Source organism: Novosphingobium clariflavum (assembly GCF_026420865.1).
GTDB lineage: Bacteria > Pseudomonadota > Alphaproteobacteria > Sphingomonadales > Sphingomonadaceae > Novosphingobium > Novosphingobium clariflavum.
On record NZ_JAPCWC010000001.1, the window covers coordinates 279760 to 304217 of the forward strand.

The window sequence follows — 24458 nt, forward strand, 5'->3', positions numbered from 1 at the left end:
TTGGGGTTGCTCGGGTACTTCCAGGTGTCGTTCTGCTAGGGTTCTGTGCGGTTCGAAATGCGCGGCCTCCCCCCTTTTCAATTGTTGCCCGATGGCACAGGATGGGCCCATGCTTCGTACTCTCTATCCGCCGGTCGAACCTTACGAGACCGGCATGTTCGATACCGGCGACGGTCACTCCCTCTATTACGAGCGCTGCGGCACGCCCGACGCGAAACCGGCGGTTTTCCTACACGGCGGGCCGGGCGGCGGCATTTCCCCGGCGCATCGCGGGCTGTTCGATCCGGCGCGCTACGACGTCCTGCTGTTCGACCAGCGCGGCTGCGGCAGGTCGCTCCCCCATGCCTCCCTCGATGCCAACACGACCTGGCATCTTGTGGATGACATCGAGCGATTCCGCGAACTCATGGGTGCGGAAAAGTGGCTGGTGTTCGGCGGTTCCTGGGGCTCGACGCTTTCGCTCGCCTATGCCCAGAAGCACCCCGAGCGGGTCAGCGAACTGGTGCTGCGCGGCATCTACATGTGCTCCAGAGCGGAGCTCGACTGGTTCTACCAGTTCGGCGTCTCGCAGATGTTCCCGGAGAAATATGAGCGCCTCGTCGCGCCGATTCCCGAGGAAGAGCGCGGCGATATCCTTCGCGCTTACCACCGCCGTCTGACAACCGGCCCCGAAGCCGAGCGGATCGAGGCGGCCCGCATCTGGAGCATGTTCGAGGGTGAGACGATCACCCTGTTGCCCGATCCCGCCAACTCGGCGCAGCATGACGATGGCCGCTTCGCGCTCGCCTTCGCGCGGCTGGAGACGCATTATTTCGTCAACGATTGCTGGCTCGAACCGGACCAGTTGCTGCGCGATGCCCAAAAGCTGGGCGCCATTCCCGGGACGATCGTCCATGGCCGCTACGATATGCCGTGCCCGGCCCATTATGCCTGGGCGCTGCACAAGGCCTGGCCGCAGGCGGACTTCCACCTGATCGAAGGGGCCGGCCACGCCTATTCGGAACCGGGCATTCTCGACCAGTTGATCCGCGCGACCGATCGTTACGCCGGCAAGGTCTGATCGTTTCGAGCGGCAGCGATCAGCCGGTCCTTGAACCATAGCATGCCCGCGTCGGTGGCGCGGGCGGCGTGGTACTGGATCATCTCGCGCATGGGCGGCATCGCCGGAAGAAACGCCGGAGCGGGCCGGATCGCCAGTGGCAGCAGTGGCGCAAAGACCCGCGCCAGTCGCTCATGCATCAGGGCGAGCAATCCCGTGCCCGGCAGCAGCCAGGGCACCAGCGAGAACGAGGGTGCCGTCACCTCGATGCGGCGGGGGTCGTCCGTGGTGAGCATGTGCCGCTCGGCAAACGAGGGCACGCCGGTGATCCGCACCGCGACATGGCCGCAGGCATAGAAACGCTCCTCCGTAAGTTCCCCGCGAAAGACCGGGTTCTCCGCCCAGCCGACCGCGACATGGCGTTCCTCGAACAGCAGTTCGCTGGGATGTTCGGGGATCAGGAATTGTTCGGGCGTCAGCTGAAAATCGAGCTTGCCGTCTTCCAGCAGTACGCCGGTTTCGCGGGTGGGCAGCACGATGTTGATGTCCACTCCCGGCGCCTCGGCCTTGAGGCGGGGCAGCAGCGGGCCGAGCAGCACGGTGGCGACATAGTCCGATGCGGCGATCTCGAAACGACGGTCTGAGGTCGCCGGATCGAACGCGGTCGCGCCCGAGATCAGTACGCGCAAGTTGCGCACCGCTTCGGAAACCATGGGCTGCAACGCGAGCGCATGGGGCGTTGCGACCATGCGCCGTCCGTGCGGCACCAGCAGCTCATCGTTGAGGGCAAGCCGCAGGCGGCCGAGCGCTGCGCTCATGGCCGATTGCGTGAGGTTCAGCCGCTGCGCCGCCCGGGTCACGTTCTGCTCCTCCAGCAGCAGTTCGAGGGCGATCAGCAGGTTGAGGTCGAATTTGTCGAGGCGCATGAGGTATCGATTCTGTTTGTGATAAACGACAAAAACAAAAAATTTGATCTGTAGCAAGCGCTGGCCCATCTCGAAGCCATGACAAGTCCGGGGACGCCGGGCGTGCGGCCCAAGCCGCGAGGGCGAGAGGAAGGCAGATGAAGGACCTCGACGTGCTGGTCGTCGGCGGCGGCATTGGCGGGCTTTCCGCCGCTATTGCGCTGCGGCGGGCAGGGCACCGGGTAACGGTGATCGAGCGCGATCCCACCTGGTCGGTCTATGGGGTGGGCATCATCCAGCAGTCGAACGTGGTGCGGGCGATGGACCAGCTTGGCGTTCTCGATGCCTTTCTGGATGCCGCCTGCGGGTTCAATGCGGTGGAGATCTACATTCCCGACGGCACCCGCGTCGCCCGGGTCCCGACGCCGACGCTGGTCGAGGGCAAGCCGTCCAATGTGGGCATCGGCCGCCGCGCCTTGCAGTCGGTGCTGGGTGGCAGTGCCCGGGAACTTGGCGCCGAAATCCGCCTGGGGGTCACGGCGGAGGCGCTGGAGCAGGATGAAAGAGGCGTTACCGCCCGCTTTTCGGACGGCAGCGAAGGGCGATACGATATCGTCGTCGGTGCGGACGGGGTCTATTCGCAGACGCGCCGGATGGTCCTGCCCGAAGCCGAGAGCCCGGAATTCACAGGGCAATCGGTCTGGCGCTACAACTTCCCGCGCGCCGAGGGGCTCGATGCCCTGCATGTCTACAATGGCCGTACCGGCGTCGGTCTGGTGCCGATGTCGGCAGACACGATGTACATGTACGCCACCACGCCGGAGCCGGGCAATCCGCGCTATCCGGTGGAGGGCCTTGCCGCCCGGATGCGCGAAAAGCTGGAGGGCACGGCACCCGCAATCCGCGAACTGGCCGAGGCGATCACCGAGGATGAAGGCGTCGTCTATCGTCCGCTCGAAGGCATGATGGTGCACGGTCCATGGCACAGCGGACGCGTGGTACTGCTCGGCGATGCCGTCCACGCGACGACGCCGCATCTGGGCCAGGGCGCGGGCATGGCGATCGAGGATGGCCTCGTGCTGGCGGAGGAACTCTGCGCCGGTGACACGCCGGAACGGGCCTTCGAAGCCTATCGCGCGCGTCGCTACGAACGCTGTCGCTACATCGTCGAGGCTTCGCTGGCGATCTGCCACGGCCAGATCGGTAAAGGCCCGCCGGTCGACAATCACAAGGCCACCGCAGAGATGTTCGCGGTGGTCAGCCAACCCATCTGATTTCGATAGTATTCAGGGATTTGCAGCCATGAGCCGAGTGACCGAAATCCGCTATGTCGGATATGGCGTCGAGGATTTCGACGCCGAACGCGCCTTCTACACGCAGGATTGGGGACTGGAGGAAGTTGCCGCTTCAGACGACTACGTCTGGTTCAAGACGCAGGGGCATGACGAACATCACGTCGTCCGCCTCCACAAGTCGGCCGCCAACCATGTCGAAGTGATCGCCTTCGCCGCCGACAGCCGCGAGGACGTGGAAGCGCTGCACGGCAAGGTCGTTGCGGCGGGCTGCAAGGTGATTTTCGCGCCGCGCGATCTCGACGCGCCGGGCGGCGGTCATGGCTTCCGCTTCTTCAGCCCCGACGGGCTGCCTTTCGAGATTTCGACGGGTGTCGAACGGCTCGGCAAGCGCGAAGTCGCGCGCTGGGAAGGCGTGCCGGTCAAGATCAGCCACATCGTCATGCACTCGCCCGATCATCAGGCGCTGGTGGCCTTCTTCACCGATGTGCTGGGCTTCAAGGTGAGCGACTGGCTGGGCGATTTCATGTGCTTCCTGCGCTGCAACGAGGCGCACCACCGCGTCGCCATCCTGCCCGGGCCGCCCTGCCTCAACCATGTCGCCTATGACATGCTTTCGGTGGACGACATGATGCGCGGCATCCACCGGCTCAAGCAGCGGGGCACCGATCTGCGCTGGGGGCCGGGACGCCACACGGCGGGCAACAACACCTTCAGTTACTTCACGACGCCTGCCGGTTTCGCGGTGGAATACACCTCGGAACTCGAGGACGTCGATTTCGAGACGCACCAGCACAGGGTCCATGTCCCTGGCCCGCAAGTGATGGACCAGTGGGGCATCGGCGTCGGCGGTCCGCAGACCATGCCGCATCCCGCGCCCGATGCGCGGCTGTTCCAGGCGGCAGACGCCTGATGCGGCGCGGGCTTCGGATAGCGGCGCTTGCTGCCTGTGCCCTTGCGCTGGTTTCGGCGCGCGGGCCGGACAGCCTGACCGAGCGCAATCGTGCGGTGGTCACTGATTTTGCCCGCCTGTTCTACACCGAACGCAACGTGCGCGCGGCGTTCGAGCGCTATGTCGCGGCGGATTATATCCAGCACAACCCGGCCATCCTTGACGGGCGGGAAGCGGCGATCGCCATGCTGGAGCCTAAGTTCTCCGCGCCGAGCGCCTCGTTCGATGTGAAGCGCATCCTCGTCGATGGCGACATGGCGATGATCCACCTCCACGGCCGCCCTTCGCCGGACAATCCCGGCGGCACGGTGGCCGATATATATCGCCTAAAGGACGGCCGGATCGTCGAGCACTGGGATGTGCTGCAGCCGATCCAGACGAAGACCGTCAATCCGCACCCCTATTTCTGATTACAGGAGCCCCCCTTGGCCCTCTTCGAATACTTTCCGAACTACATCTGGAACCTCTCGGTATCGATCGCGATGGAATCGGGCGCGCAGCTCGGTGAGATCATCGACATGTGCCAGCCGATCCGCGACGCGGCGGCGAACGGTGCCGATGCGGGCACGCCGCAATTCATGAAGGCCTGGGCGGCAATGGGCGACAAGCTGCTGGAGCTTGCCGCCGAGGATGAGGCGAAGGGGCGCAAGTTTTCCGCTTCCAACAAGTTGGAGCGCGCTTCGCTCTATCTGATCACGGCGGAGCGCATGCAGGGCCACGGCCACCCCGGCCGCAAGGAGACTTACGCGAAGGCGCGCGAGGCTTTCGATCGCTCGACGGCGCTGGGCAAACTCAACCGCGAGCGCGTGGAAATTCCGCTGGAAACCGGCACGATGCCGGCACTGTTCACGCGCGCACCCGGAGAGGGGCGCAGGCCGGTGGTGGTGTTCTGCAATGGCCTCGATAGCTGCAAGGAATTGCTCTACTGGACCCGTCTGCCGCAGGAACTGGCACGCCGGGGGATCTCCACGCTCTGTGTCGATCAGCCTGGGTCGGGCGAGGCGCTGCGCCTGCAGGGCCTGCCGGTCGATCCCCATTCGGAAAGCTGGGCGAGCAAGGCAGTGGACTGGCTCGAGCAGCAGCCGGACGTCGATCCCGCGCGCATCGGCATGACCGGCATCTCGCTCGGCGGCCACTTCGCGCCGCGCGCGGTCGCCTATGAGCCGCGCTTTGCCTCGGGTGCGGTCTGGGGTGCCAACCACAACTGGCGCGAAGTGCAGGACAAGCGCATGGCGCGCGAGGGCGAGAACCCGGTGCCGCACTATTGGGCGCACGTTCACTGGGCCTTCGGCGCCAAGGATCAGGAGGATTTCCTCGCCAGGTCCGAGGCAATGAACCTCAACGGCCACATGGATTCCATCCGGGTGCCGTTCCTCGTCACCCATGGCGCCAAGGACCGCCAGATCAGTGCGGGCTATGCCGACGATCTTTACGACCAGCTCGTGAACTCGCCGCGCCGCGAGAAGGTGATCTTCACCGACCGTGAGGGCGGCGTGGAGCATGTCGGCGCCGATAACATGGCTTACGGGCGCGACCTGATTTCCGACTGGTTCGCCGAGACGCTCGGAGGAGAAACCGCATGACACCCAGTTCTTCAAGGCGTCGTTTCGTCGATCTCTCGATCTCGCTCTGCAACGATGTTGTCAGTGATCCGCCGTTCCTGAAGCCCGAAATCACCTACCAGACCCACATGGACACGGCGGGCGAGCTGGACATGTTCTTCCCCGGTGTCACGGCGGAAGATACGCCGGACGGCGCCGGTTTCGCGGCGTCGGAATGGGTGAAGTTGACGACGCACAGTGGCACGCATCTGGACGCGCCTTACCACTTCCACCCTACCATGAACGGCAAGGACGGGGAGCCGGAGCGCTCGATCACCATCGACGAAGTGCCGCTGGAATGGTGCTTCCAGTCCGGCGTGAAGCTGGATTTTCGGCATTTCCCCGATGGCTACGTCGTGACCGCCAAGGACGTTGAGGACGAACTCGCCCGTATCGGCCACGAGCTGAAGCCGCTCGACATCGTGCTGGTCAACACGGCGGCGGGCAAGGCGCTGGGCGAGCCCAATTACGTCAATCGCGGCTGCGGCATGGGCTACGAGGCAACGATGTACCTGACGGAGCGCGGGGTGCGGGTTACCGGCACCGACGCCTGGTCGTGGGATGCGCCGTTCAGCTACACCGCCGAAAAGGTGAAGGAAACCGGCGATACTTCGCTGATCTGGGAAGGCCACAAGGCAGGCCGCGACATCGGCTACTGCCACCTTGAAAAGCTGCACAACCTCGAAGTGCTGCCCGGCCACGGCTTCACTGTCTCGTGCTTCCCGCACAAGATCAAGGGCGCCTCGGCGGGCTGGACCCGCGCGGTCGCGATCTTCGAGGACTGACATGCGCCTTGCAACGCTGGAAAACGGCCGTCCCGATGGTGAACTCGTCGTCGTCTCGGCCGATGGCGCCCGCTATCTGGCGACGGCGGGATTGAGCCTGCTTTCGGCCATGGAGGACTGGCAGGCAGCCGAACCCGACCTGCTGCGGCTGGCGGCGCTGCTGGAGGCAGGCGGCGGAGGGCGGCTCGATCCTGCGCGTCTTCGCGCGCCGATGCCGCGGTCCTGGCAATGGCTGGATGGATCGGCCTTCGGCACCCACGGCGAACTCATGCAGATCGCGTTCGGGTTGCCGCCGATCGATACCGACAGGCCGTTGATGTATCAGGGCATTTCGGATCGCTTCTATGGCCCCAGCGAACCGGTGCCGTTTGCCGATCCGGCCCACGGCATCGATTTCGAGGGCGAGTTCGGGGTGATCGTCGACCATGTGCCGATGGGGACCAGCGCGGATGAGGCACTGGGGCACATCAGGCTGGTGGTACAGATCAACGACTGGTCCCTGCGCGCCATCGCGCCGATCGAGATGAAGACCGGGTTCGGCTGGATACAGGCCAAGCCGCCTTGTTCGATGGCGCCTTTCGCGGTCACGCCCGATGCTCTGGGCACGGCATGGCGTGAAGGGCGGGTCTGCATGGATCTGCTCGTCGATCTTGATGGCAAGCGGTTCGGCGCCGCAAACGGCGCGGCGATGGATTTCGGGTTCCATGAACTCGTCGCCCACGCCGCGCTGACGCGCGATCTGGCGGCGGGCACGGTGATCGGTTCGGGCACGGTTTCGAATGCCAACTATGCCGAGGTTGGCTCCAGCTGCATTTCCGAAGTGCGCGCGATCGAGATCATCCGCGACGGCAAGCCGTCAACGCCATTCATGACATATGGCGATACCGTTCGCATGGAAGCGCGTCTGCCCGACGGGACGGCCCCGTTCGGCGCGATCGAGCAGGAGGTTTGCCGCTAGCCGGCCTTCAGGCTGCAAGTTGCCGCACCACATCGCCGATCAGGGATCGCAGCCAGCGATGGGCCGGATCGTGGCGATAGCGCACGTGCCAGGCGATCTCGACCGGGAACTGCCCTAGATCTACCGGGGCCGGAAGGACCTTGAGCCGCGGATCGTGGCGCAGCCGATTGCAGATCAGGCGCGGCAGCGTGGTGCAATAGTCGGTCACCGCGACCATTTCCGCCACGGCGAAGAAATTGGTCACCGAGATCGCCACGTCGCGCTTGAGTTGCTGCTGTGCGAGCGCCTGGAACACCCCCGCGCGGATCCTTCCGGGCGGCATGACGTTGACATGGCGGAGTTGTTCGAACTGCTCGCGCGTGATTGCCTCGCCGACCTGGGGATGACCGGCGCGCACCACGCATTCAAGGCTCTCGTCCATCAGGTGCTGGACGACGAGATTGTCCGGCGGATCGACGATGCGGCCAAGTACCATCGCGGTCGTCCCGGAAATGACGCCGGTCTCGCTCAGGTCGTTGCCGTAGGGCGTCAGGCGCAGTCTTATGCCGGGGGCAACTTGTGCCAGACGCGCGACGATGGCCGGCACCAGCACGAACTCGACATAGCCGTTGGGCGCGATCGTGAAGAGCCGTTCCGCATGCGTCGGATCGAAGTCCTGCTGGCCGAGCACGGCGTCGTCCAGGCGGGCAAGGGCGTCCGCTATTGCAGGGGCCAGTTCCAGCGCCACCGGCGTCGGTTGGATGCCGTAGCGTTCGCGGATGAACAACTGGTCCTGCAGCATGGTCCGCAGCCGCGCGAGCGCGTTCGACAGCGCGGGCTGGGTCATTCCGAGCCGCTCGGCCGCACGGGTCACGCTCCGCTCTTCCATCAAGGCGACAAAGATCGGCAGCAGATTGAGATCGTAGCGCATTTAGATATATGCTCATGAATATATCTAAAATCCAAGAAATAAAGTTCTGAAATGATCTCGGGAAGGCCATCTTGCAGGCATCGGCGGATCGCCCGCCAATTTCGAATTTTCGGAGGTTCAGATGACCAAGGGTAAGGTTCTCGTTCTCGGCTCCAACGCCACGCGGGTCGAAGTGCAAGGTGGCTACGCCGACATCGGCCAGTATCTCAACGAAACCGTTGTGCCGGTCATGGCGCTGATCGCCGCCGGCTACGAGATCGTTCTGGCAACGCCGGACGGCGGCAAGCCGACCATTGACCCGGTTTCGGATTCGCCAATGCATTTCGGTGATGACGTGGCCGCCCATGAGCGGGCCAGGGCTTTCTATGAGAGCGATCCTTCGATGAACGCGGTTCTCAGCCTGGGCGCGGTGATCGAACAGGGGCTCGACCAATTTGCGGGACTTTTTGTGCCGGGCGGGCACGCTCCGGTTGTCGATCTCATGCAGGATGCCGATGCCGGTGCGATCCTGCGTCATTTCCATCGTGCGTCCAAGCCTACCGCGCTGCTGTGCCACGGTCCGATCGCACTGATCGCGGCGATGGCGCAGGCCCCTGCATTCCGTGCGGCGCTGATCGCCGGCGATGAGGCAGGTGCCCGCAAGCTGGCGGGGGACTGGCCTTACACGGGCTACCGGATGACGATATTCTCGGCGTCGGAAGAGGCTTTTGTCGAGGAGCATGTCTTCAAGGCAAAGATGCATTTCGAGATGCCGCAGGCGCTGGGCATCGCGGGCGGTAGCGTGATCGTCACCCCGGTCGACTTCGCACCCCATGTCGTCACCGATCGTGAACTGATCACCGGTCAGAACCCGGGATCAGACCACGGTGTCGCCAAGGCCTTGATCGAGGCTCTTGGTCGCGCGAATGCATGAGCCAGTGGATGACCGGCGAAGCGCTTCGCCGGTCATCCGGACCGGCCAGCCGGACTGGCCGGCAGCAAGGACAGAAACAATGACCGATACCGTGAAGATCATGGCAATTCTCACCGCCAGGCCGGGCAGGCAGGCGGACCTGCGGGCCTTGCTCGACGGTATGGTAGCGGCCAGCCGGGACGAACCGGGCAATCTGCGTTATGACCTTTGGGTGGACCAGACCACGCCTGAACGCTTTGTGCTGGACGAACTCTATGTGGATCGCGCGGCGGTGGAGGCCCATCGGGCGAGCGCGCACTTCCAGAATTATCTGGACCGGATCAACGCGCTTGCCGATCGCAGCGCCCTGACGCTTGATCCGGTTGCGGTTGCCTGAGGGCCGGCCCGAAAAATGTCGTCGGGGCAATTTTCGACGGGGCGGAGGCTTATCGGCAGAGCAAGGATTTGACTGTCATGTTGCGGGCCCTTGGAGTAGGGCGGGTTTCTTGACGTTCGCCCCCCGGTACTCGCCCTGTACGGCCGATTTCTTCGCGTAGTGCAGGCTGGAACCCGGACGTTTCGAAATCGAGGTTACCGATGATCGTTGAAAGGGATGCAGTTTGAGCGCCGATCCCGCCAGTCTTGCCCGGCTCAGCATGAGCTTGCCTGCCGATCTTTTCCGCCAGCTTGATGCAATGGTGGAAGAGCGCGGCCTGCCCTCTCGCTCGCAATTGATTTCCGAACTGATCCGCCATGCGCTGGCTGAGCATGAGGCTCTCACCCGGCCCGAAGAGATGCTCGCCGGTACGATCACGATCGTCTATCGCGGTGACAAAGGGCGGGTACGCCAGCAACTGGCACAGAGCCAGGCCGATTACCTCAAGGAAGTGATTTCCTCGCAGCACGTCTTCCTCGAGGATGACCAGTCCCTCGAAGTCCTGCTGGTGCAGGGACCGGCGACCCGGCTCAAGGAACTGTGCGATGCGCTGCGCAGCATTCGCGGTGTTCACCAACTGCAACTGGTGACGACCACCGCGCTCCTGCCGCCTCTGCATGAGCAGGACGCGGTGCATGACGGGCCAGTCCTTGCCGCACGCGGGCACAAGGTGAAAAGCGAAGCGACGGCCTGATCGGGCAGTCCAATCTGGTCGGATGCGCGAGGGTTATTACAGAATCGCTATCACGTAATAATTTTCGATGGACAACCTTTCGAATCGCGGCAATGCTGCACTGCGAAAGGGGACCCGAGTCATGATCGTATCGATCCGCAGAATATCCAAGGCCGCATTGCTGGCGGGCGTGCTTCTTACCGCAGCCTGCTCGCAATCCGGCGAAGCGCCCAAGGCGCGCACGGAGTTCAACATCGGATGGTCGATCTACGCCGGCTGGATGCCCTGGCCCTATGCCCAGCAGGCGGGCATCGTGAAGAAGTGGGCGGACAAGTACGGCCTCAAGATCAACGTGGTCCAGGTGAACGACTACGTTGAATCGGTCAATCAATACACTGCCGGCAAGCTGGACGGCGTTACCGTCGCCAACATGGACGCCCTGACCATTCCGGCAGCGGGCGGCAAGGATACCAGCGCGATCATCGTCGGCGATTACTCCAACGGTAACGACGGTATCATGCTCAAGGGCGGCGGCGATCTGAAGTCGCTCAAGGGCAAGCAGATCAATCTGGTCGAGCTGTCGGTGTCGCACTACCTGCTCGCCCGCGGTCTCGCTTCGGCCGGAATGGCGCTCAACGACGTCAAGACCGTGAACACGGCCGACGCCGATATCGTCGGCGCCTTCGCCAGCCCCGACGTGACCGCAGCCGTCGCGTGGAACCCGCAGCTTTCGGTGATGAAGGGGCAGCTGGGCGCGAAGGAAGTGTTCAGCTCGGCCAATATTCCGGGCGAAATCCTCGATCTGCTGGCGGTGGACACCGCGACGCTGAAGGCCAATCCGAAGCTCGGCAAGGCGCTCGCCGGTATCTGGTACGAAACCGTGGCGCTGATGAAGCGCCAGGATGCCGAGGGCAAGGCGGCGCGCGCGGCCATGGCGAAGCTGGCCGGATCGACGCCTGAAGCTTTCGATGGCCAGCTTGCCACCACCTACCTCTACGCCGATCCGAAGGCCGCCGTCGCCGCAACGGAATCGCCTGCGCTCGTCACCACGATGACCCGCGTGCGCGATTTCAGCTTTTCCAAGGGGCTGTTCAAGGGCGCCGCGTCCGCCGATGCGGTGGGCATGTCCTTCCCCGGCGGCAAGACCCTTGGCGACCCGCAGCACGTGACGCTGCGCTTCGACGACAGCTTCATGAAGATGGCCGCCGAAGGCAAGCTCTGAGAGTCTCGCACTTTCGCATCCTCGAGGTGAAAAGACCGCTATGCGTTGGGTAAATCGTCAAGTCCGGCGAGGGGACCGTGTGCTTCTGGGATCGCTGCCGATCCTGCTGCTGGTCCTGGCCTACCTTGTCCTCGCGGCGAACCGCCATGCCGTGAACCCGGCGGACAAGATCCTGCCGCTGCCCTCCAGCATGGCCGAGAGCATGTCGGCGCTGATGTTCGTGCCGGATCAGCTTTCCGGGCAACTGGTGTTCTGGGCCGACACGCTCGCCAGCCTTCAGCGGCTTGGTATCGGGCTCGGCATCTCGACGCTGATGGCGCTGATGGTCGGCCTTGCGCTGGGTGTGCTTCCGCCGGTCAGGGCCACGTTCGGGCCGCTGGTGACGGGCATCGCGGTGATCCCGCCGATCGCGCTCCTGCCGATCCTGTTCATCGCGCTGGGACTGGGCGAAACGGCAAAAGTGGCGCTGATCGTCATCGGCATCGCGCCGGTCATGATCCGCGACATCGCCGCCCATGTCGCCTCGCTGCCAAGGGAGCAGATCATCAAGGCCCAGACACTGGGGGCCAGCAGCTGGCAGGTGATGATCCGCGTGGCCTTGCCGCAGGCGATGCCTCGGCTGCTCCACGCCCTGCGACTGGCGCTAGGGCCGGCGTGGGTGTTCCTCATCTCGGCCGAGGCGATCGCGTCGGACGTGGGCCTCGGCTACCGCATCTTCCTGGTTCGCCGCTATCTTTCGATGGACGTGATCATTCCCTACGTCGCCTGGATCGCGGTGCTGGCCATCGTGATGGACGTGGTGCTGACGGTCCTCAGCAAGCGGTTGTTCCCGTGGGCACACGGAGAAAACCATTGAACACGCTACTCAGTTTCAAGGACGTCTGGGTCGAGTACGGCGACAGGATCGTCATCGAGAAACTCACGCTCGACATCGAGGCCGGCTCCTTCGTTTCCATCGTCGGCCCCTCAGGTGCGGGCAAGAGCAGTTTTCTGCGCCTGATCCTCGGACAGGAAGCCCCGACCCAGGGCGAGATCCTGATGGACGGAACCCCGCTCCGTGCCGAGTGCGGGCCGGATCGCGGCATCGTCTTCCAGCGCTATTCGGTGTTTCCGCACCTGTCGGCGCTGCGCAACACGATGCTGGGCATGGAATGCGAGAAGTCGCCCATTGCCACGCGGCTGTTCGGTGCCCGTCGCCGCGCTGCCCGCGAGGAAGCGGTGGAGATGCTGAAGGCAGTCGGCCTTGGCGATAGTCTCGACCTTTATCCCGCGCAGATGTCGGGCGGCATGCAGCAACGGCTGGCCATCGCGCAGGCGCTGGTGAAGCGCCCGCGCATCCTCCTGCTCGACGAGCCGTTCGGCGCGCTCGATCCCGGCATCCGTGCGGACATGCACACGCTGATCCGCCGTTTGTGGAGCGATTACGGGCTGACCATCGTCATGGTCACCCATGACATCCGCGAGGCCTTCAGCCTCGGAACCCGGGTTCTGGCGCTCGACAAGCGTCGCCACGATCCGCACGCGCCGCACCGTTTCGGTGCCACGGCGGTCTACGACCTGCCGCTGAAGGACCGCATCGTGCATATTCCCGATGAGCGCGTCAGTATTACCATTGACTGAATAGGTAATAACTGGAAGGAGGTGCATATGAGCTCCGAATCCGCAAGCCTGGCGCGGCTCAGCATGAGCCTCCCGGCAGACCTCTTCAGACAGCTCGACACGATGGTTGCGGAACGGGGCCTGCCGTCCCGTTCGCAGCTGATCGCCGAACTGATCCGCCACGCGCTTGCCGAACACGGTTCGCTGGTTCACCCGGACGAGACGCTCGCGGGCACCATCACCCTCGTTTACCGCAGCGAAAAAGGCCGCGTGCGCCATCTGCTGTCACAGACCCAGGCCAGTTATCTGAAGGAAGTGATCTCCTCGCAGCATGTCGTACTGGAGGATGACCAGTCGCTTGAAGTTCTTCTCGTCCAGGGCCCGGCCGTGCGGCTGAAGGAACTGTGCGATGCCATCCGGCGGGTCCGCGGCGTGCAGCAGCTGGAACTCGTCACCACCACCGCTCTTCTGCCGCCGCTCCACGAGCAGGACGGCCACCCCCATTCGAACGGAGCGCACTGATGTCCGAAGTCCTCGCGAACCCGCTGGCCGCCCGCGATCATGCACGCAGCATGGAAGGCACCGTGGCCGAAAGCATGCCGGTGCTGCCCCCGGTGGCGGACGACCTGCCGATGGGCGTCACCCCCGGCGATCATGTCTGGGAAGAGACCATTGCTGCGGGCGGCTATGCCACGCGGCGGCTTTCGCGCGGCACCCGGCTGCGGCTGATCGACCTGCGCGGCGATGCCTGCGCCTCGCTGCTGGTGTTCAACGCCGAGATGCCGACCGAACGGCTCAACGTGGCCGATACCGTAAAGGTGCAGTGGAACGCCTATCTCGGCGAAGGCAAGCTGCTGCTGTCGGACATGGGCCGGGTGCTGTTCAGCATCCTCGCAGACGATGCGGGCACGCATGACACGTTCTGCGGCACCTCGAACGCGGCCACCAATGCCGCCAAGTACGGCGATGGCAGCAACAGCGGCCTTTACCCCAACGGCCGTGACCGTTTCCTGCTGGGCAGTGCGAAGCACGGCCTCGGCCGCCGCGACGTGCATCCTTGCGTGACGCTGTTCAAGGGCACGCGGATCGAGGCCGACGGCACCATCACCCCGCTCGTTGGCCCTTACGAGGCTGGCCGCAGCGTGATCCTGCGCGCCGAGATGGACGTGATCGTGGTGATCGCCAACGTGCCCCACGTGCTGGACCCGCGCGAGGACTGGTCGGTGACGCCGCTGCGCGTCTCGGCCTGGCGCGGCGCAGTGACGGGCGAGAACGATCCCGTCCGCACCGCCACGCCCGAAGGCCTGCGCGCCTTCAAGAACGTCGAAGATTACTTCCGCCGCTGAAAGGACACCGGATTATGAGCACCGATCCCCACATGTCCGGCCTTGACGGCAGCGTGATCCACGATGTCGTCGTACCGGCCCGCGCGCCCTGGCTGCACCATGTCGCGGCGGGACAGACGCTGCGCATCGTCGATCTCGAAGGCAACCAGGCCGTCGATTTCCTGCTCTATTCGGCTGAGGACGATGCCGAGCGCTACAGCGCGCAGGATACCGTCTCCGCGCAAGGCAACCTGTTCCTGCGGGCCGGCACCAGGCTGCTCTCCAATGAAGGCCGGCCGATGATGACCATTGCCGCCACTTCGGTCGAATACCACGACACTATCGGCGGTGCCTGCTCCTGCGAGTCCAACACGCTGCGCTATGGCCACCACACCAAGGCCGAGCACGCCTGCGTCGAGAACTTCCTTGAAGCCAACCTCACCGAAGGGCGCGGCAAGCGGGACATCGTCTCCAACATCAACTTCTTCATGAACGTACCGGTCGAACCGGACGGGTCGCTGGGCATCGTCGATGGAATATCGGCGCCGGGCCTGACTGTGGACCTGCGGGCGGAAATGGACGTCGTCGTCGTCGTTTCCAACTGCCCGCAGGTCAACAACCCCTGCAACGGTTTCAACCCCACCCCCGTCCGGATGATTGTCACCGCATGAGCTTCGACACGGTCCTGATCGCCAACCGAGGCGCGATCGCCACCCGCATCATCCGCACGCTGCGCCGCATGGGCCTGAAGTCCGTGGCGGTCTATTCCGAGGCGGACGAAGGCTCCAATCACGTTTCCGAGGCGGACGAGGCGGTCTGCATCGGCGGCGCCAAGGCTTCCGACAGCTACCTCAACATCCCCGCCATTCTCGCAGCGGCGAAGAAGACCGGGGCCGGGGCGATCCATCCCGGCTACGGCTTCCTGGCCGAGAATGTCGAATTTGCCGAGGCCTGTGCCGCAGCGGGGATCGTCTTCGTCGGCCCGACCACCGACAATATCCGCACGTTCGGCCTCAAGCATAGCGCCCGCGCGCTGGCCTCGGCTCATGACGTGCCGCTGGCGCCGGGCACCGACCTGCTCACCGACGAGGAAGAGGCCGTCGGCGCCGCCGCGAAGATCGGTTATCCGGTCATGCTCAAGGCCACCGCGGGCGGCGGCGGCATCGGCATGCGCGTCTGCGAGGACGAGGCGGCCCTGCGCGAAGGCTTCGCCGCCGTGAAGCGGCAGGGGCAGAGCAACTTCGGCGACGCCGGGGTCTTCCTTGAACGCTACATCGGCCGTGCGCGCCACATCGAAGTCCAGCTTTTCGGCGACGGGCAGGGCCGCGTCATGGCTCTGGGAGAGCGCGACTGCTCGCTCCAGCGTCGCAACCAGAAAGTGGTCGAGGAAGCGCCCGCACCGCTGCTGCCGGAATCCGTGCGCAGCGAATTGTTTGCCGCCGCCGTCCGTCTGGGCGAAGCCGCGAATTACCGCTCGGCCGGGACGGTGGAGTTCCTCTACGATGCCGACCGCGCCGAGTTCTTCTTCCTCGAGATGAACACCCGCCTTCAGGTCGAGCACGGCGTCACCGAAATGGTGATGGGCATCGATCTCGTCGAATGGATGGTGCGCGGCGCGGCGGGCGATTACGCCTTCCTCGACCGCGAGACGCCGAAGCCGCAGGGCCATTCGGTGCAGATGCGCCTCTATGCGGAAGACCCTTCGCTCGATTACCGTCCGACCTCGGGCACGCTGACGGCGCTGGAATTCCCCGCCGATATCCGCGTCGAGACATGGTGCTCGGCAGGCAGCACGGTCAGCGCCTGGTACGATCCGATGCTGGCTAAGCTGATCGTCCACGCACCGAGCCGCGAAGAGGCGGTCGAAGCGGCGCAGAAGGCGCTCGACGCCAGCCGTGTCGACGGGATCGAGACCAATTTGCGCTGGCTGCGCGACGTGGTGCGCACCCCCGCCTTCACCAGCGGCGAGGTCTCGACCCGCGTGCTGGACGGTGTGACCTATCACCCCAATTCGATCCGCGTGGTCAGCGGCGGCACGGCGACGACCGTGCAGGACTGGCCGGGCCGCCAGCACCTCTGGGCCGTGGGCGTACCGCCTTCGGGGCCGATGGACGATCAGTCGTTCCGCCTCGGCAACCGTCTGCTCGGCAATCCGGAAGGCACGGCCGGTCTGGAAGCGACCGTGACCGGCCCGACGCTGTCCTTCGTGGCGGCGGCGCGCATCTGCCTCATGGGTGCGGACTTCGGCGCGACGCTCGATGGCGCTGCGGTGCCGCTCGGCATTCCCACCGATGTGCAGGCGGGCCAGACGCTGGCGATGGGCCGGGCATCGAGCGGCGGCATGCGCGGCTATGTGCTGTTCGCGGGCGGGTTCGATATCGCGCCTTACCTCGGCAGCCGCAGCACCTTCGAACTCGGCCAGTTCGGCGGCCACGCCGCGCGCCGTCTGCTCGCGGGTGATACGCTGCATCTGGCGGGTGACGCCACCGCTGCGCCGCTGCCCGAAGTGGTCCTGCCCGAAATCTCGACCGATTGGACCCTGCGTGTGCTCTACGGCCCGCACGGTGCGCCGGACTTCTTCACCGGCGATGACGTCGAGACCTTCCTCGCGGCGGAATGGAAGGTCCACTACAACTCCAACCGCACCGGCGTGCGCCTGATCGGTCCCAAGCCGCGCTGGGCCCGCACCGATGGCGGCGAGGCGGGGCTTCACCCCTCGAACATCCACGACAACCCCTACGCCATCGGCGCGGTGGACTTCACCGGCGACATGCCGATCATCCTCGGGCCCGACGGTCCCTCGCTTGGCGGCTTCGTCTGCCCGTTCGTGGTGATCGCCGCTGACCGCTGGAAGATCGGCCAGCTGACGCCGGGCGACAAGCTGCGCTTCGTGCCGGTGAACATCGCGGATGCGACCGAGGCCGATGCCATGCAGCGCGGTCTTGTCGAAACCGGCGCAGTTCCGGCCTCGTCGCCGGCACGGCCGGTCGAGACGCTTTCGCCCATCCTTGCCGAAATCCCCGAAGGTCCGGGCCGTCCGCGCACGGTCTACCGCCAGCAGGGCGACCGCAACATCCTGGTCGAATACGGCCCGATCGTGCTCGACATCGAGCTGCGCATCCGCGTCCATGCGCTGATGACCGAGCTGGAGCGGCTCGCGCTGCCCGGCATCATCGACGTGGTGCCCGGTATCCGCTCGCTCCAGCTGCACTTCGACGGGCAGGCGATGGACCAGAAGGCCGCGCTCGCCATGCTGATCGCGGCGGAAGAGCGGCTGGGCGATCTGGAGGACTTCGCGATCCCTTCGCGCATCGTCCACCTGCCGCTGAGCTGGCGCGATCCGGCGACGATCGAGACGATCGAGAAGTACATGGCCACTGTGCGCGACGATGCGCCCTGGTGCCCGGACAACATCGAGTTCATTCGCCGCATCAACGGCCTTGCCGATGCCGATGCGGTGGAGAACCTGATCTTCGAGGCGAACTACCTCGTGATGGGCCTTGGCGACGTCTATCTGGGCGCACCGGTGGCCACCCCGGTCGATCCGCGTCACCGGCTGGTCACCACCAAGTACAACCCCGCCCGCACCTGGACCCCGCCCAACGTGGTGGGCATCGGCGGCGCCTACATGTGCATCTACGGCATGGAAGGGCCGGGCGGCTACCAGCTCTTCGGGCGCACGCTGCAGGTCTGGAACACGTACCGCCAGACCGACGCCTTTACCGAAGGCAAACCCTGGCTGCTGCGCTTCTTCGACCAGATCCGCTTCTATCCCGTCAGCGCCGACGAACTGGCCGACTGGCGCCGCGAATTCCCAGCGGGGCGCCGCTCGATCCGCATCGAGCCGTCCGAATTCCGCCTGGCCGACTACCGCGCCTATCTCGCCGAGAATGCCGAGGGCATCGCCGAATTCGAGGCAAAGCGACAGGCCGCCTTCGACGAGGAACGCGCCGACTGGCATCGCCGGGGCGAGTTCGATCACGCCGCCGATGCCGCCGAAGCCGAAGTGGCGGCGGAAGCGGTGATCGAGGTGCCGGACGGCTCCAATCTGGTCGAGGCGCCCTACGGCGGTGTCGTCTCGATGCTGCTCGTCTCCGCGGGCGACGTGGTGGAAGCGGGCGACAAGATCGCCGTGATCGAGGCTATGAAAATGGAATGTCCGGTGGAAAGCCCCGGCCGGGGCACGGTCGAAGTTCTCTACATGCGTGAAGGGCAGTCGCTGCAACCCGGCGCCCCGATGCTTGCGCTGAGGCAGCACGCATGAGCGGGCCAGATCGTTTGAGCGCGACGGAAATCGCCGCTGCCGTCAACGCGGGCCGCACCAGCGCGCTGGCCGTGGCCGAGGATACCCTTGCAAGGGTCGAGGCATACGATGCCGTTCAGCCGCAGATCTGGATCAGCCGCGCGGCGCGCGAGGATCTTCTCGCCGCTGCCCGCGCCATCGATGCCCGCGTGGCCGCCGGGGAAAGCCTGCCGCTGGCGGGCGTGCCCTTCGCGGTGAAGGACAATATCGATGTCGAGGGCCTCGATACCACGGCGGCCTGCCCGGACTTCGCCTATCGCCCCGATGCCTCGGCAACGGTGGTCGCGCGGCTGCTGGCAGCGGGCGCGCTCTGCATCGGCAAGACCAACCTCGATCAGTTCGCCACCGGCCTTGTCGGCACCCGCAGCCCTTACGGCATTCCGCGCAATGCCTCCAACCTTGCCTATGTCAGCGGCGGGTCAAGTTCTGGCTCGTCGGTCACCGTCGCGGCGGGGCTGGTGGCCTTTGCGCTGGGCACCGATACTGCCGGTTCGGGCCGCGTTCCCGCAGCGTTCAACCACCTGATCGGCTTCAAGCCCACCAAGGGCCGCTGGAGCACGCAAGGCCTCGTCCCGGCCTGCCGCACGCTCGACTGCATCACTGTCTTCACCGACGATACAGCCGACGCGCGGCTGGTCGACAGCGTCGTGGCGGCGTTCGACGAGGCCGATGCTTATTCGAAGCCGCTGGCCGATAAGCCGCTCGGCAGCAAGCGCATCGGCGTGCCGCGCCGCGCGCAGCGCGTGTGGTTCGGCGATGCCGAATCCGAATTCCTCTACGACCGCGCGCTGGAAAACCTCGCGCAGCTTGGCGAACTCGTCGAGATCGACCTCGCCCCGCTGCTGGAGGCCGCCCAGCTGCTTTACGGCGGTCCCTGGGTGGCCGAGCGTACCGCCGCGGTCGCGGCGCTCTTGGCGGCAAACCCCGATGCCATCGACCCGACCGTGCGCTCCATCGTCGAGCCCGGCGCGGATGTCAGCGCGGTGGAGCTGTTCAATGGCATGTACCGCCTTGCCGCGATCAAGCGTCATGCGGACCTGCTGTGGGGGGACATCGACATGATGGCCTTCCCGACCACGGGGACGACCTACCGGGTGTCCGAACTGCTGGCGGCACCGGTCGCGCTCAACAGCAATCTCGGGCTCTACACCAATTTCGTGAACCTGCTCGACATGGCCGCGCTGGCCGTGCCCGCAGGCATTCGCGCCAATGCCACGGGCTTCGGGATCACCCTGATCGGCCCTGCCGACACCGACCGCGCCCTGCTGGACGTGGCCGACGCCTACCTTTCGGTCGCGGATCTTCCGCCGCCGCCATCACTCGATCTGGAGGGAAAGATGCAGACTGTGAAACTCGCCGTCGTCGGTGCCCATCTCAAGGACATGCCGCTCCACTGGCAGCTGACCTCGCGCGATGCCAAGTTCGTCGGCGCTTTCGAGACCGCGCCCAGCTACCGCCTCTACGCCATGGCCGACAGCGTGCCGCCCAAGCCCGCGCTGATCCATAGCGAGGACGGTGCGCCGATCGCCGTCGAAGTCTACGAACTGGGCGTGGCCGAATTCGGCAGCTTCGTCGTCGAAGTGCCCGCGCCGCTCGCCATCGGCACGGTGACGCTGGCCGATGGCTCCAGCGTGAAAGGCTTCGTGGCCGAACCGCGCGCGATCACGGGGGCCGAAGACATCACCAGCCTCGGCGGCTGGCGCGCCTTCATCGCCCGCGCTGCCTGATCCTGTCGCCAAGCCCGAAGGGGGAAACATGCGCAAGTTCGGATTGATGGCTCTGGCGGCAGCCGGTGCTTTTGCGACGATTTCGGCCACCGCCCATGCTCAGCAAGAGCAGGTCATCGAGGTGCCGGGCTTCGCGGATTTCCTGGCGGTGGACGGCAAGACCGTCTGGGCCACCAATCGCGGCAAGGTCGAGCAATGGTCGCGCGACGGCAAGCTCGCCGAAGTGCCGATGACCCGCCCCTGCGGCGCCATGGCGATTGCCGAGGGCTCGCTGTGGGTGGCGGATTGCAAGGAAGGCGCGGTCAAGCGCATCGACGTGAAGACCGCCAAGCTGCTCGCGACGATCCCCACCGGCATTGCCAATCCGGCGGGCGAGTTGAACGTCGTGGCCGGGGCGGGTTCGATCTGGGTCGCCAGCGACGCGGCCGGCAGGATCGCGCGGATCGATCCTGCCACCAATGCCGTGGCGAGTTCGGTAACGGTCGATCCGGGCACCTGGTATCTCTCGTTCGGACTCGGCTCGCTCTGGGCAGTGAGCGCCACGCAGCAGACCTTGCAGCGCATCGATCCGGCCACCAACAGCGTCGTCGGCAAGGTGCCGCTGGGCAAGGAACCGGGCTTCCTGGCCGCCGGGGAAGGCGGCGTCTGGGTGCAGGAACAGGGTGACGGCACGGTCGCTCGGATCGATCCCGCCAGCGTCACCGTTACCGGCCGCATCAAGGTGGGCGCCAACCTCAAGTGGGGCGATATCGATACCGGCGGCGGCAAGGTCTGGCTGCGCACGACCGACGATCAGGTCTTTGTCGCCATCGATCCGGCGACGATGACGGTCGAAAGGCGCGCTGGCAAGGCCGCCGGCAGCGGGGCGCTGCGGTATACGGCTGAGGGGCTCTGGACCACGGCGCACGACCAGCACACGCTGACATGGTGGCCCAAGTCCGTCCTTTTCGGGAAGTAGAACAGCCCTGAAGCGGGGCTGAGCATGACCTGAGCGTCCCATTGGCGCGATTTTTGCCGAAGCGGCAATGGGATCCGGCGCAGTTTTGCAGGTTGTGGGCGGACAACCGAGCCTGCGGGGTTGCCGCCGCCCGGCTTTTGGCGCATGCGCCTGCGGGCCCCTCTGTCGGCCCCCCGAGGTTATGCGCATGGACTACCAACTTCTCATCGGCGGCACGCTTGTGCCGGGCGCTTCGACGCTTGAAGTCGTCAACCCGGCGACCGGGCGCGTCTTCGCGCAGGCGCCGCGTGCCGACGAAGCGCAGGCCGAGCAGGCCATTGCCGCTGCCCGCCGGGCATTTCCGGTCTGGGCGGCGCTGGGCTATGCCGAGCGCGGCGCATTTCTGGAGCGTCTGGCCGCCGCGATCGAGGTGCGGGCCGAGGATTTCGCGCGCATCCTGACGCTGGAGCAGGGCAAGCCGCTCGATCAGGCGCGCGGCGAAGTGGCCGCCAGTGTTTCCGCCTTCGCCTACTACGCGCAGCAGCAGCTGGAGCCGCGTGTCCTGCGGGAAACCGCGCAGGAGCGCATCGTCGAGCAGCGCTATCCGCTGGGCGTGGTCGCGGCGATCACGCCGTGGAACTACCCGTTGCTGCTGCTCGCCGTGAAGATGGCGCCGGCGCTGGTCACCGGCAATGTCCTCATCGCCAAGCCCGCCCCGTCGACCCCGCTGGCAACGCTGCTGCTGGGCGAAGTCGCCGCCTCGGTGCTGCCCGCCGGGGTGTTCCAGACCCTCACCGACGCCAACGACCTGGGCGCGCTGCTCAGCCGTCATCCCGGCGTCGCCCATGTCAGCTTCACCGGCTCCACCCCGACCGGCAGGAAAGTGCTGGCCAGCGCGGCCGACACCCTCAAGCGCTTCACGCTCGAACTCGGCGGCAACGACGCCGCGCTGGTGCTCGACGATGCCGACATCGCCACGATCGCCCCGCATATCTACTCGGGCGCGACGACCAATTCCGGCCAGGTCTGCCTTGCCATCAAGCGGGTCTATGTCCCGCGCGGCAAGGTCGATGCGCTGTGCGACGCGCTTGCCGAACTGGCCCGCGCGGCGGTGATCGGCGACGGCATGGTGCAGGGCACCACCATCGGCCCGATCCAGAACCGCACCCAGTTCGAGAAAGTGCAGGCCTACATTGCCGAGGCGCGCGAGCAGGGCACCATCGTTGCCGGCGGCGCCCCGGTTCCGGGCGAGGGCTTTTTCATCGCGCCGACCATCGTGCGCGACCTGCCCGACGATGCCCGCCTGGTGCGCGAGGAGCAGTTCGGCCCGGTCCTGCCGGTGCAGGCCTACGACGATCTCGACGCGGCGGTTGCGCAAGTCAACGCCAGCGAATACGGCCTTGCCGCCAGCATCTGGACGGGCGACGCCGAGCGCGGCCTTGCGGTCGCCTCACGGGTCGAGTGCGGCACGGTCTGGGTCAACCGTCATCTCGACCTGCCGTGGGACGTACCCTTCGGCGGGGCAAAACAATCGGGCATCGGCCGCCAGCAGGGCGTCGAGGGCATGGAGGATTTCACCCAGCCCCGCATCGTCAACATGGCGCTGGTGTGAGTAATCGGGCGTGAGTGAAAAAGTGGAACGCGTGAAGGATATCCTCGTCTTTTCCTATGGCACCCTGCGCCAGAGCGAAGTGCAGCAGGCGCTGTTCGGGCGGCTGCTCGAAGGCGAGCCGGATGCCATGGCCGGCTGGCGCAGCCGGCTGATCGAGATCACCGATCCCGACGTCATCGCCAAGAGCGGCAAGCGCTGGCACCCGATGGTCGAGCGCAGCGACGATCCCGAGGATGCCGTGGAAGGCGTGGTCTTCCGCCTCACCGCCGAGGAACTCGCCCGCGCCGACGACTACGAGGTGGACTATATCCGCCATCCGGTGACCCTGCGCTCGGGCTGGGTGGCGTTCGTCTATGGCGATCCCGTCAGCGCGCGCGGATAGGGCGGCGCCGTGATCGTCCGGCCCAAGCCCGGCCTGTGGGAAGTCGCCTTCGCACTCAGCGGGTCGATCCTGCCCCGGATCGCGGGACGGCTGGCGGTCATCGCGCTGATTGCCATCGCCGCGGTGCTTGCGGCCGAGGCGCGTCCGGGCCTGTTCGCGCAGATCAGCGCCATTCCCTTCACGCTGATCGGCATTGCCCTGTCGATCTTCATGAGCTTCCGCAACAACGCCTGCTACGACCGCTGGTGGGAAGGGCGCAAGCTCTGGGGATCGCTGGTGATTGCCTGCCGCTCGCTGGCCCGGCGCGTCTCGATCCTCGACGAGGCGGAGCGCCGCCTGGTGCTGACGGGCGCCGCCGGTTTTGCCGCAGGGCTCGCCGCGCGGCTGCGCGGAGGCGATGAACCGGCCGCCATTGCCCGCCACTGCGAGGGCGCCCCGGTGACGGCGGTGAACCCGACCGACGCCCTGCTCCACGGGATCGGCCAGCACTGCCTCACGCTGATGCGCGAGGGCCGTATCGCGCCGATCCACCATTCGCTGATCGAGGAACAACTGCACCTCATGGCCCAGGTGCAGGCGGGCTGCGAGCGCATCGCGCTGACCCCGGTGCCGTTCAGCTACTCGCTGCTGCTGCACCGCACGGCCTATATCTTCTGCCTGGCCCTGCCGTTTGCGCTGGCGGGCACGCTGGGCTGGTGGACCCTACTGCCGGTGCTGCTGGTCAGCTACACGTTCTTCGGGCTCGATGCGCTGGGCGACCAGCTGGAAGATCCGTTCGGCCTCGAACCCAACGACCTGCCGCTCGATGCCATGGCGCGGACCATCGAGCGCGAGATGCTGGCGATCCTGGGCGAGGCGGACCTGCCGCCCCCGCTCGCACCCGAAGGCGATGTCCTGCGCTGACGGCG

24 protein-coding genes are annotated in these 24458 nt (G+C 65.8%); 22 read left to right on the forward strand and 2 right to left on the reverse strand.

The window, feature by feature from the left end; all coding sequences use genetic code 11:
• Positions 1-109 precede the first annotated feature (109 nt).
• A complete protein-coding gene (pip, locus tag OKA11_RS01100) occupies positions 110-1060 on the forward strand; it encodes a prolyl aminopeptidase (protein WP_267218381.1) in 951 nt (316 codons plus the stop codon).
• On the opposite strand, the gene OKA11_RS01105 is transcribed toward pip, so the two are convergent.
• On the reverse strand, positions 1042-1965 hold the full coding sequence (locus OKA11_RS01105) for a LysR family transcriptional regulator (protein ID WP_267218382.1): 924 nt from the start codon (positions 1963-1965) through the stop codon (positions 1042-1044). The genes pip and OKA11_RS01105 overlap by 19 nt on opposite strands.
• A gap of 137 nt (positions 1966-2102) precedes the next feature.
• Here OKA11_RS01105 and OKA11_RS01110 point away from each other — a divergent pair, with 137 nt between their 5' ends.
• The 6 genes from OKA11_RS01110 to OKA11_RS01135 are packed head-to-tail and all read left to right on the forward strand — an operon-like array spanning position 2103 to position 7532.
• Positions 2103-3218 carry an FAD-dependent oxidoreductase gene (locus OKA11_RS01110; protein ID WP_267218383.1) on the forward strand — a complete coding sequence of 372 codons (1116 nt, stop codon included), beginning with the start codon at positions 2103-2105 and terminating at the stop codon, positions 3216-3218.
• A gap of 28 nt (positions 3219-3246) precedes the next feature.
• A complete protein-coding gene (locus OKA11_RS01115) occupies positions 3247-4149 on the forward strand; it encodes a VOC family protein (protein ID WP_267218384.1) in 903 nt (300 codons plus the stop codon).
• On the forward strand, positions 4149-4598 hold the full coding sequence (locus tag OKA11_RS01120; protein WP_267218385.1) for a nuclear transport factor 2 family protein: 450 nt from the start codon (positions 4149-4151) through the stop codon (positions 4596-4598). The genes OKA11_RS01115 and OKA11_RS01120 overlap by 1 nt, the downstream gene beginning before the upstream one ends.
• A 15-nt stretch (positions 4599-4613) precedes the next feature.
• Complete coding sequence (locus OKA11_RS01125; RefSeq protein WP_267218386.1) at positions 4614-5771, forward strand: alpha/beta hydrolase family protein; 1158 nt, start codon at positions 4614-4616, stop codon at positions 5769-5771.
• Positions 5768-6574 (forward strand): cyclase family protein, encoded by an 807-nt coding sequence (locus OKA11_RS01130; RefSeq protein ID WP_267218387.1) that lies wholly within the window; start codon positions 5768-5770, stop codon positions 6572-6574. The genes OKA11_RS01125 and OKA11_RS01130 overlap by 4 nt, the downstream gene beginning before the upstream one ends.
• 1 nt (position 6575) lies before the next feature.
• The gene (locus OKA11_RS01135) at positions 6576-7532 is read left to right on the forward strand and encodes a fumarylacetoacetate hydrolase family protein (protein WP_267218388.1); all 957 of its coding nucleotides are present in this window, start codon (positions 6576-6578) and stop codon (positions 7530-7532) included.
• A gap of 7 nt (positions 7533-7539) precedes the next feature.
• Here the strand turns inward: OKA11_RS01135 and OKA11_RS01140 are convergent, their stop codons facing one another.
• Positions 7540-8442 (reverse strand): LysR substrate-binding domain-containing protein, encoded by a 903-nt coding sequence (locus tag OKA11_RS01140; RefSeq protein ID WP_267218390.1) that lies wholly within the window; start codon positions 8440-8442, stop codon positions 7540-7542.
• A 121-nt stretch (positions 8443-8563) separates the two neighbouring features.
• Here OKA11_RS01140 and OKA11_RS01145 point away from each other — a divergent pair, with 121 nt between their 5' ends.
• The 15 genes from OKA11_RS01145 (at position 8564) to OKA11_RS01215 (ending at position 24453) form a co-directional block, all read left to right on the forward strand.
• The gene (locus OKA11_RS01145) at positions 8564-9355 is read left to right on the forward strand and encodes a type 1 glutamine amidotransferase domain-containing protein (protein WP_267218391.1); all 792 of its coding nucleotides are present in this window, start codon (positions 8564-8566) and stop codon (positions 9353-9355) included.
• A gap of 79 nt (positions 9356-9434) precedes the next feature.
• Positions 9435-9731 carry a putative quinol monooxygenase gene (locus OKA11_RS01150; RefSeq protein ID WP_267218392.1) on the forward strand — a complete coding sequence of 99 codons (297 nt, stop codon included), beginning with the start codon at positions 9435-9437 and terminating at the stop codon, positions 9729-9731.
• Positions 9732-9990: 259 nt separating this feature from the next.
• Positions 9991-10464: a CopG family ribbon-helix-helix protein gene (locus OKA11_RS01155; RefSeq protein ID WP_379489413.1), complete on the forward strand. Its 474-nt coding sequence runs from the start codon at positions 9991-9993 to the stop codon at positions 10462-10464.
• Positions 10465-10585: 121 nt separating this feature from the next.
• Positions 10586-11665, forward strand: a complete 1080-nt coding sequence (locus tag OKA11_RS01160; RefSeq protein WP_267218394.1) for a putative urea ABC transporter substrate-binding protein — start codon at positions 10586-10588, stop codon at positions 11663-11665.
• A 40-nt stretch (positions 11666-11705) separates the two neighbouring features.
• Positions 11706-12521 carry an ABC transporter permease gene (locus OKA11_RS01165; protein WP_267218395.1) on the forward strand — a complete coding sequence of 272 codons (816 nt, stop codon included), beginning with the start codon at positions 11706-11708 and terminating at the stop codon, positions 12519-12521.
• Positions 12518-13285, forward strand: coding sequence for an ATP-binding cassette domain-containing protein (locus OKA11_RS01170; RefSeq protein WP_267218396.1), 768 nt, complete (start codon positions 12518-12520; stop codon positions 13283-13285). Before OKA11_RS01165 ends, OKA11_RS01170 begins: the two co-directional genes overlap by 4 nt.
• 27 nt (positions 13286-13312) lie before the next feature.
• Complete coding sequence (locus OKA11_RS01175; protein WP_207080276.1) at positions 13313-13786, forward strand: CopG family ribbon-helix-helix protein; 474 nt, start codon at positions 13313-13315, stop codon at positions 13784-13786.
• A complete protein-coding gene (locus OKA11_RS01180) occupies positions 13786-14610 on the forward strand; it encodes an urea amidolyase associated protein UAAP1 (RefSeq protein ID WP_267218397.1) in 825 nt (274 codons plus the stop codon). The genes OKA11_RS01175 and OKA11_RS01180 overlap by 1 nt, the downstream gene beginning before the upstream one ends.
• Positions 14611-14624: 14 nt before the next feature.
• Entirely contained in the window at positions 14625-15260 is a 636-nt protein-coding gene (locus tag OKA11_RS01185; protein ID WP_267218398.1) for an urea amidolyase associated protein UAAP2, read from the forward strand.
• Entirely contained in the window at positions 15257-18853 is a 3597-nt protein-coding gene (gene uca, locus OKA11_RS01190) for an urea carboxylase (protein WP_267218399.1), read from the forward strand. Before OKA11_RS01185 ends, uca begins: the two co-directional genes overlap by 4 nt.
• A complete protein-coding gene (gene atzF, locus OKA11_RS01195) occupies positions 18850-20619 on the forward strand; it encodes an allophanate hydrolase (RefSeq protein WP_267218400.1) in 1770 nt (589 codons plus the stop codon). The genes uca and atzF overlap by 4 nt, the downstream gene beginning before the upstream one ends.
• Before the next feature lie 28 nt (positions 20620-20647).
• Positions 20648-21577, forward strand: coding sequence for a Vgb family protein (locus OKA11_RS01200; protein ID WP_267218401.1), 930 nt, complete (start codon positions 20648-20650; stop codon positions 21575-21577).
• Between the two features lie 181 nt (positions 21578-21758).
• Positions 21759-23168: an aldehyde dehydrogenase family protein gene (locus tag OKA11_RS01205; protein ID WP_267218402.1), complete on the forward strand. Its 1410-nt coding sequence runs from the start codon at positions 21759-21761 to the stop codon at positions 23166-23168.
• A gap of 10 nt (positions 23169-23178) precedes the next feature.
• Positions 23179-23550, forward strand: coding sequence for a gamma-glutamylcyclotransferase family protein (locus tag OKA11_RS01210; RefSeq protein WP_267218403.1), 372 nt, complete (start codon positions 23179-23181; stop codon positions 23548-23550).
• Between the two features lie 9 nt (positions 23551-23559).
• Complete coding sequence (locus tag OKA11_RS01215; protein WP_267218404.1) at positions 23560-24453, forward strand: bestrophin family protein; 894 nt, start codon at positions 23560-23562, stop codon at positions 24451-24453.
• Positions 24454-24458 lie beyond the last annotated feature (5 nt).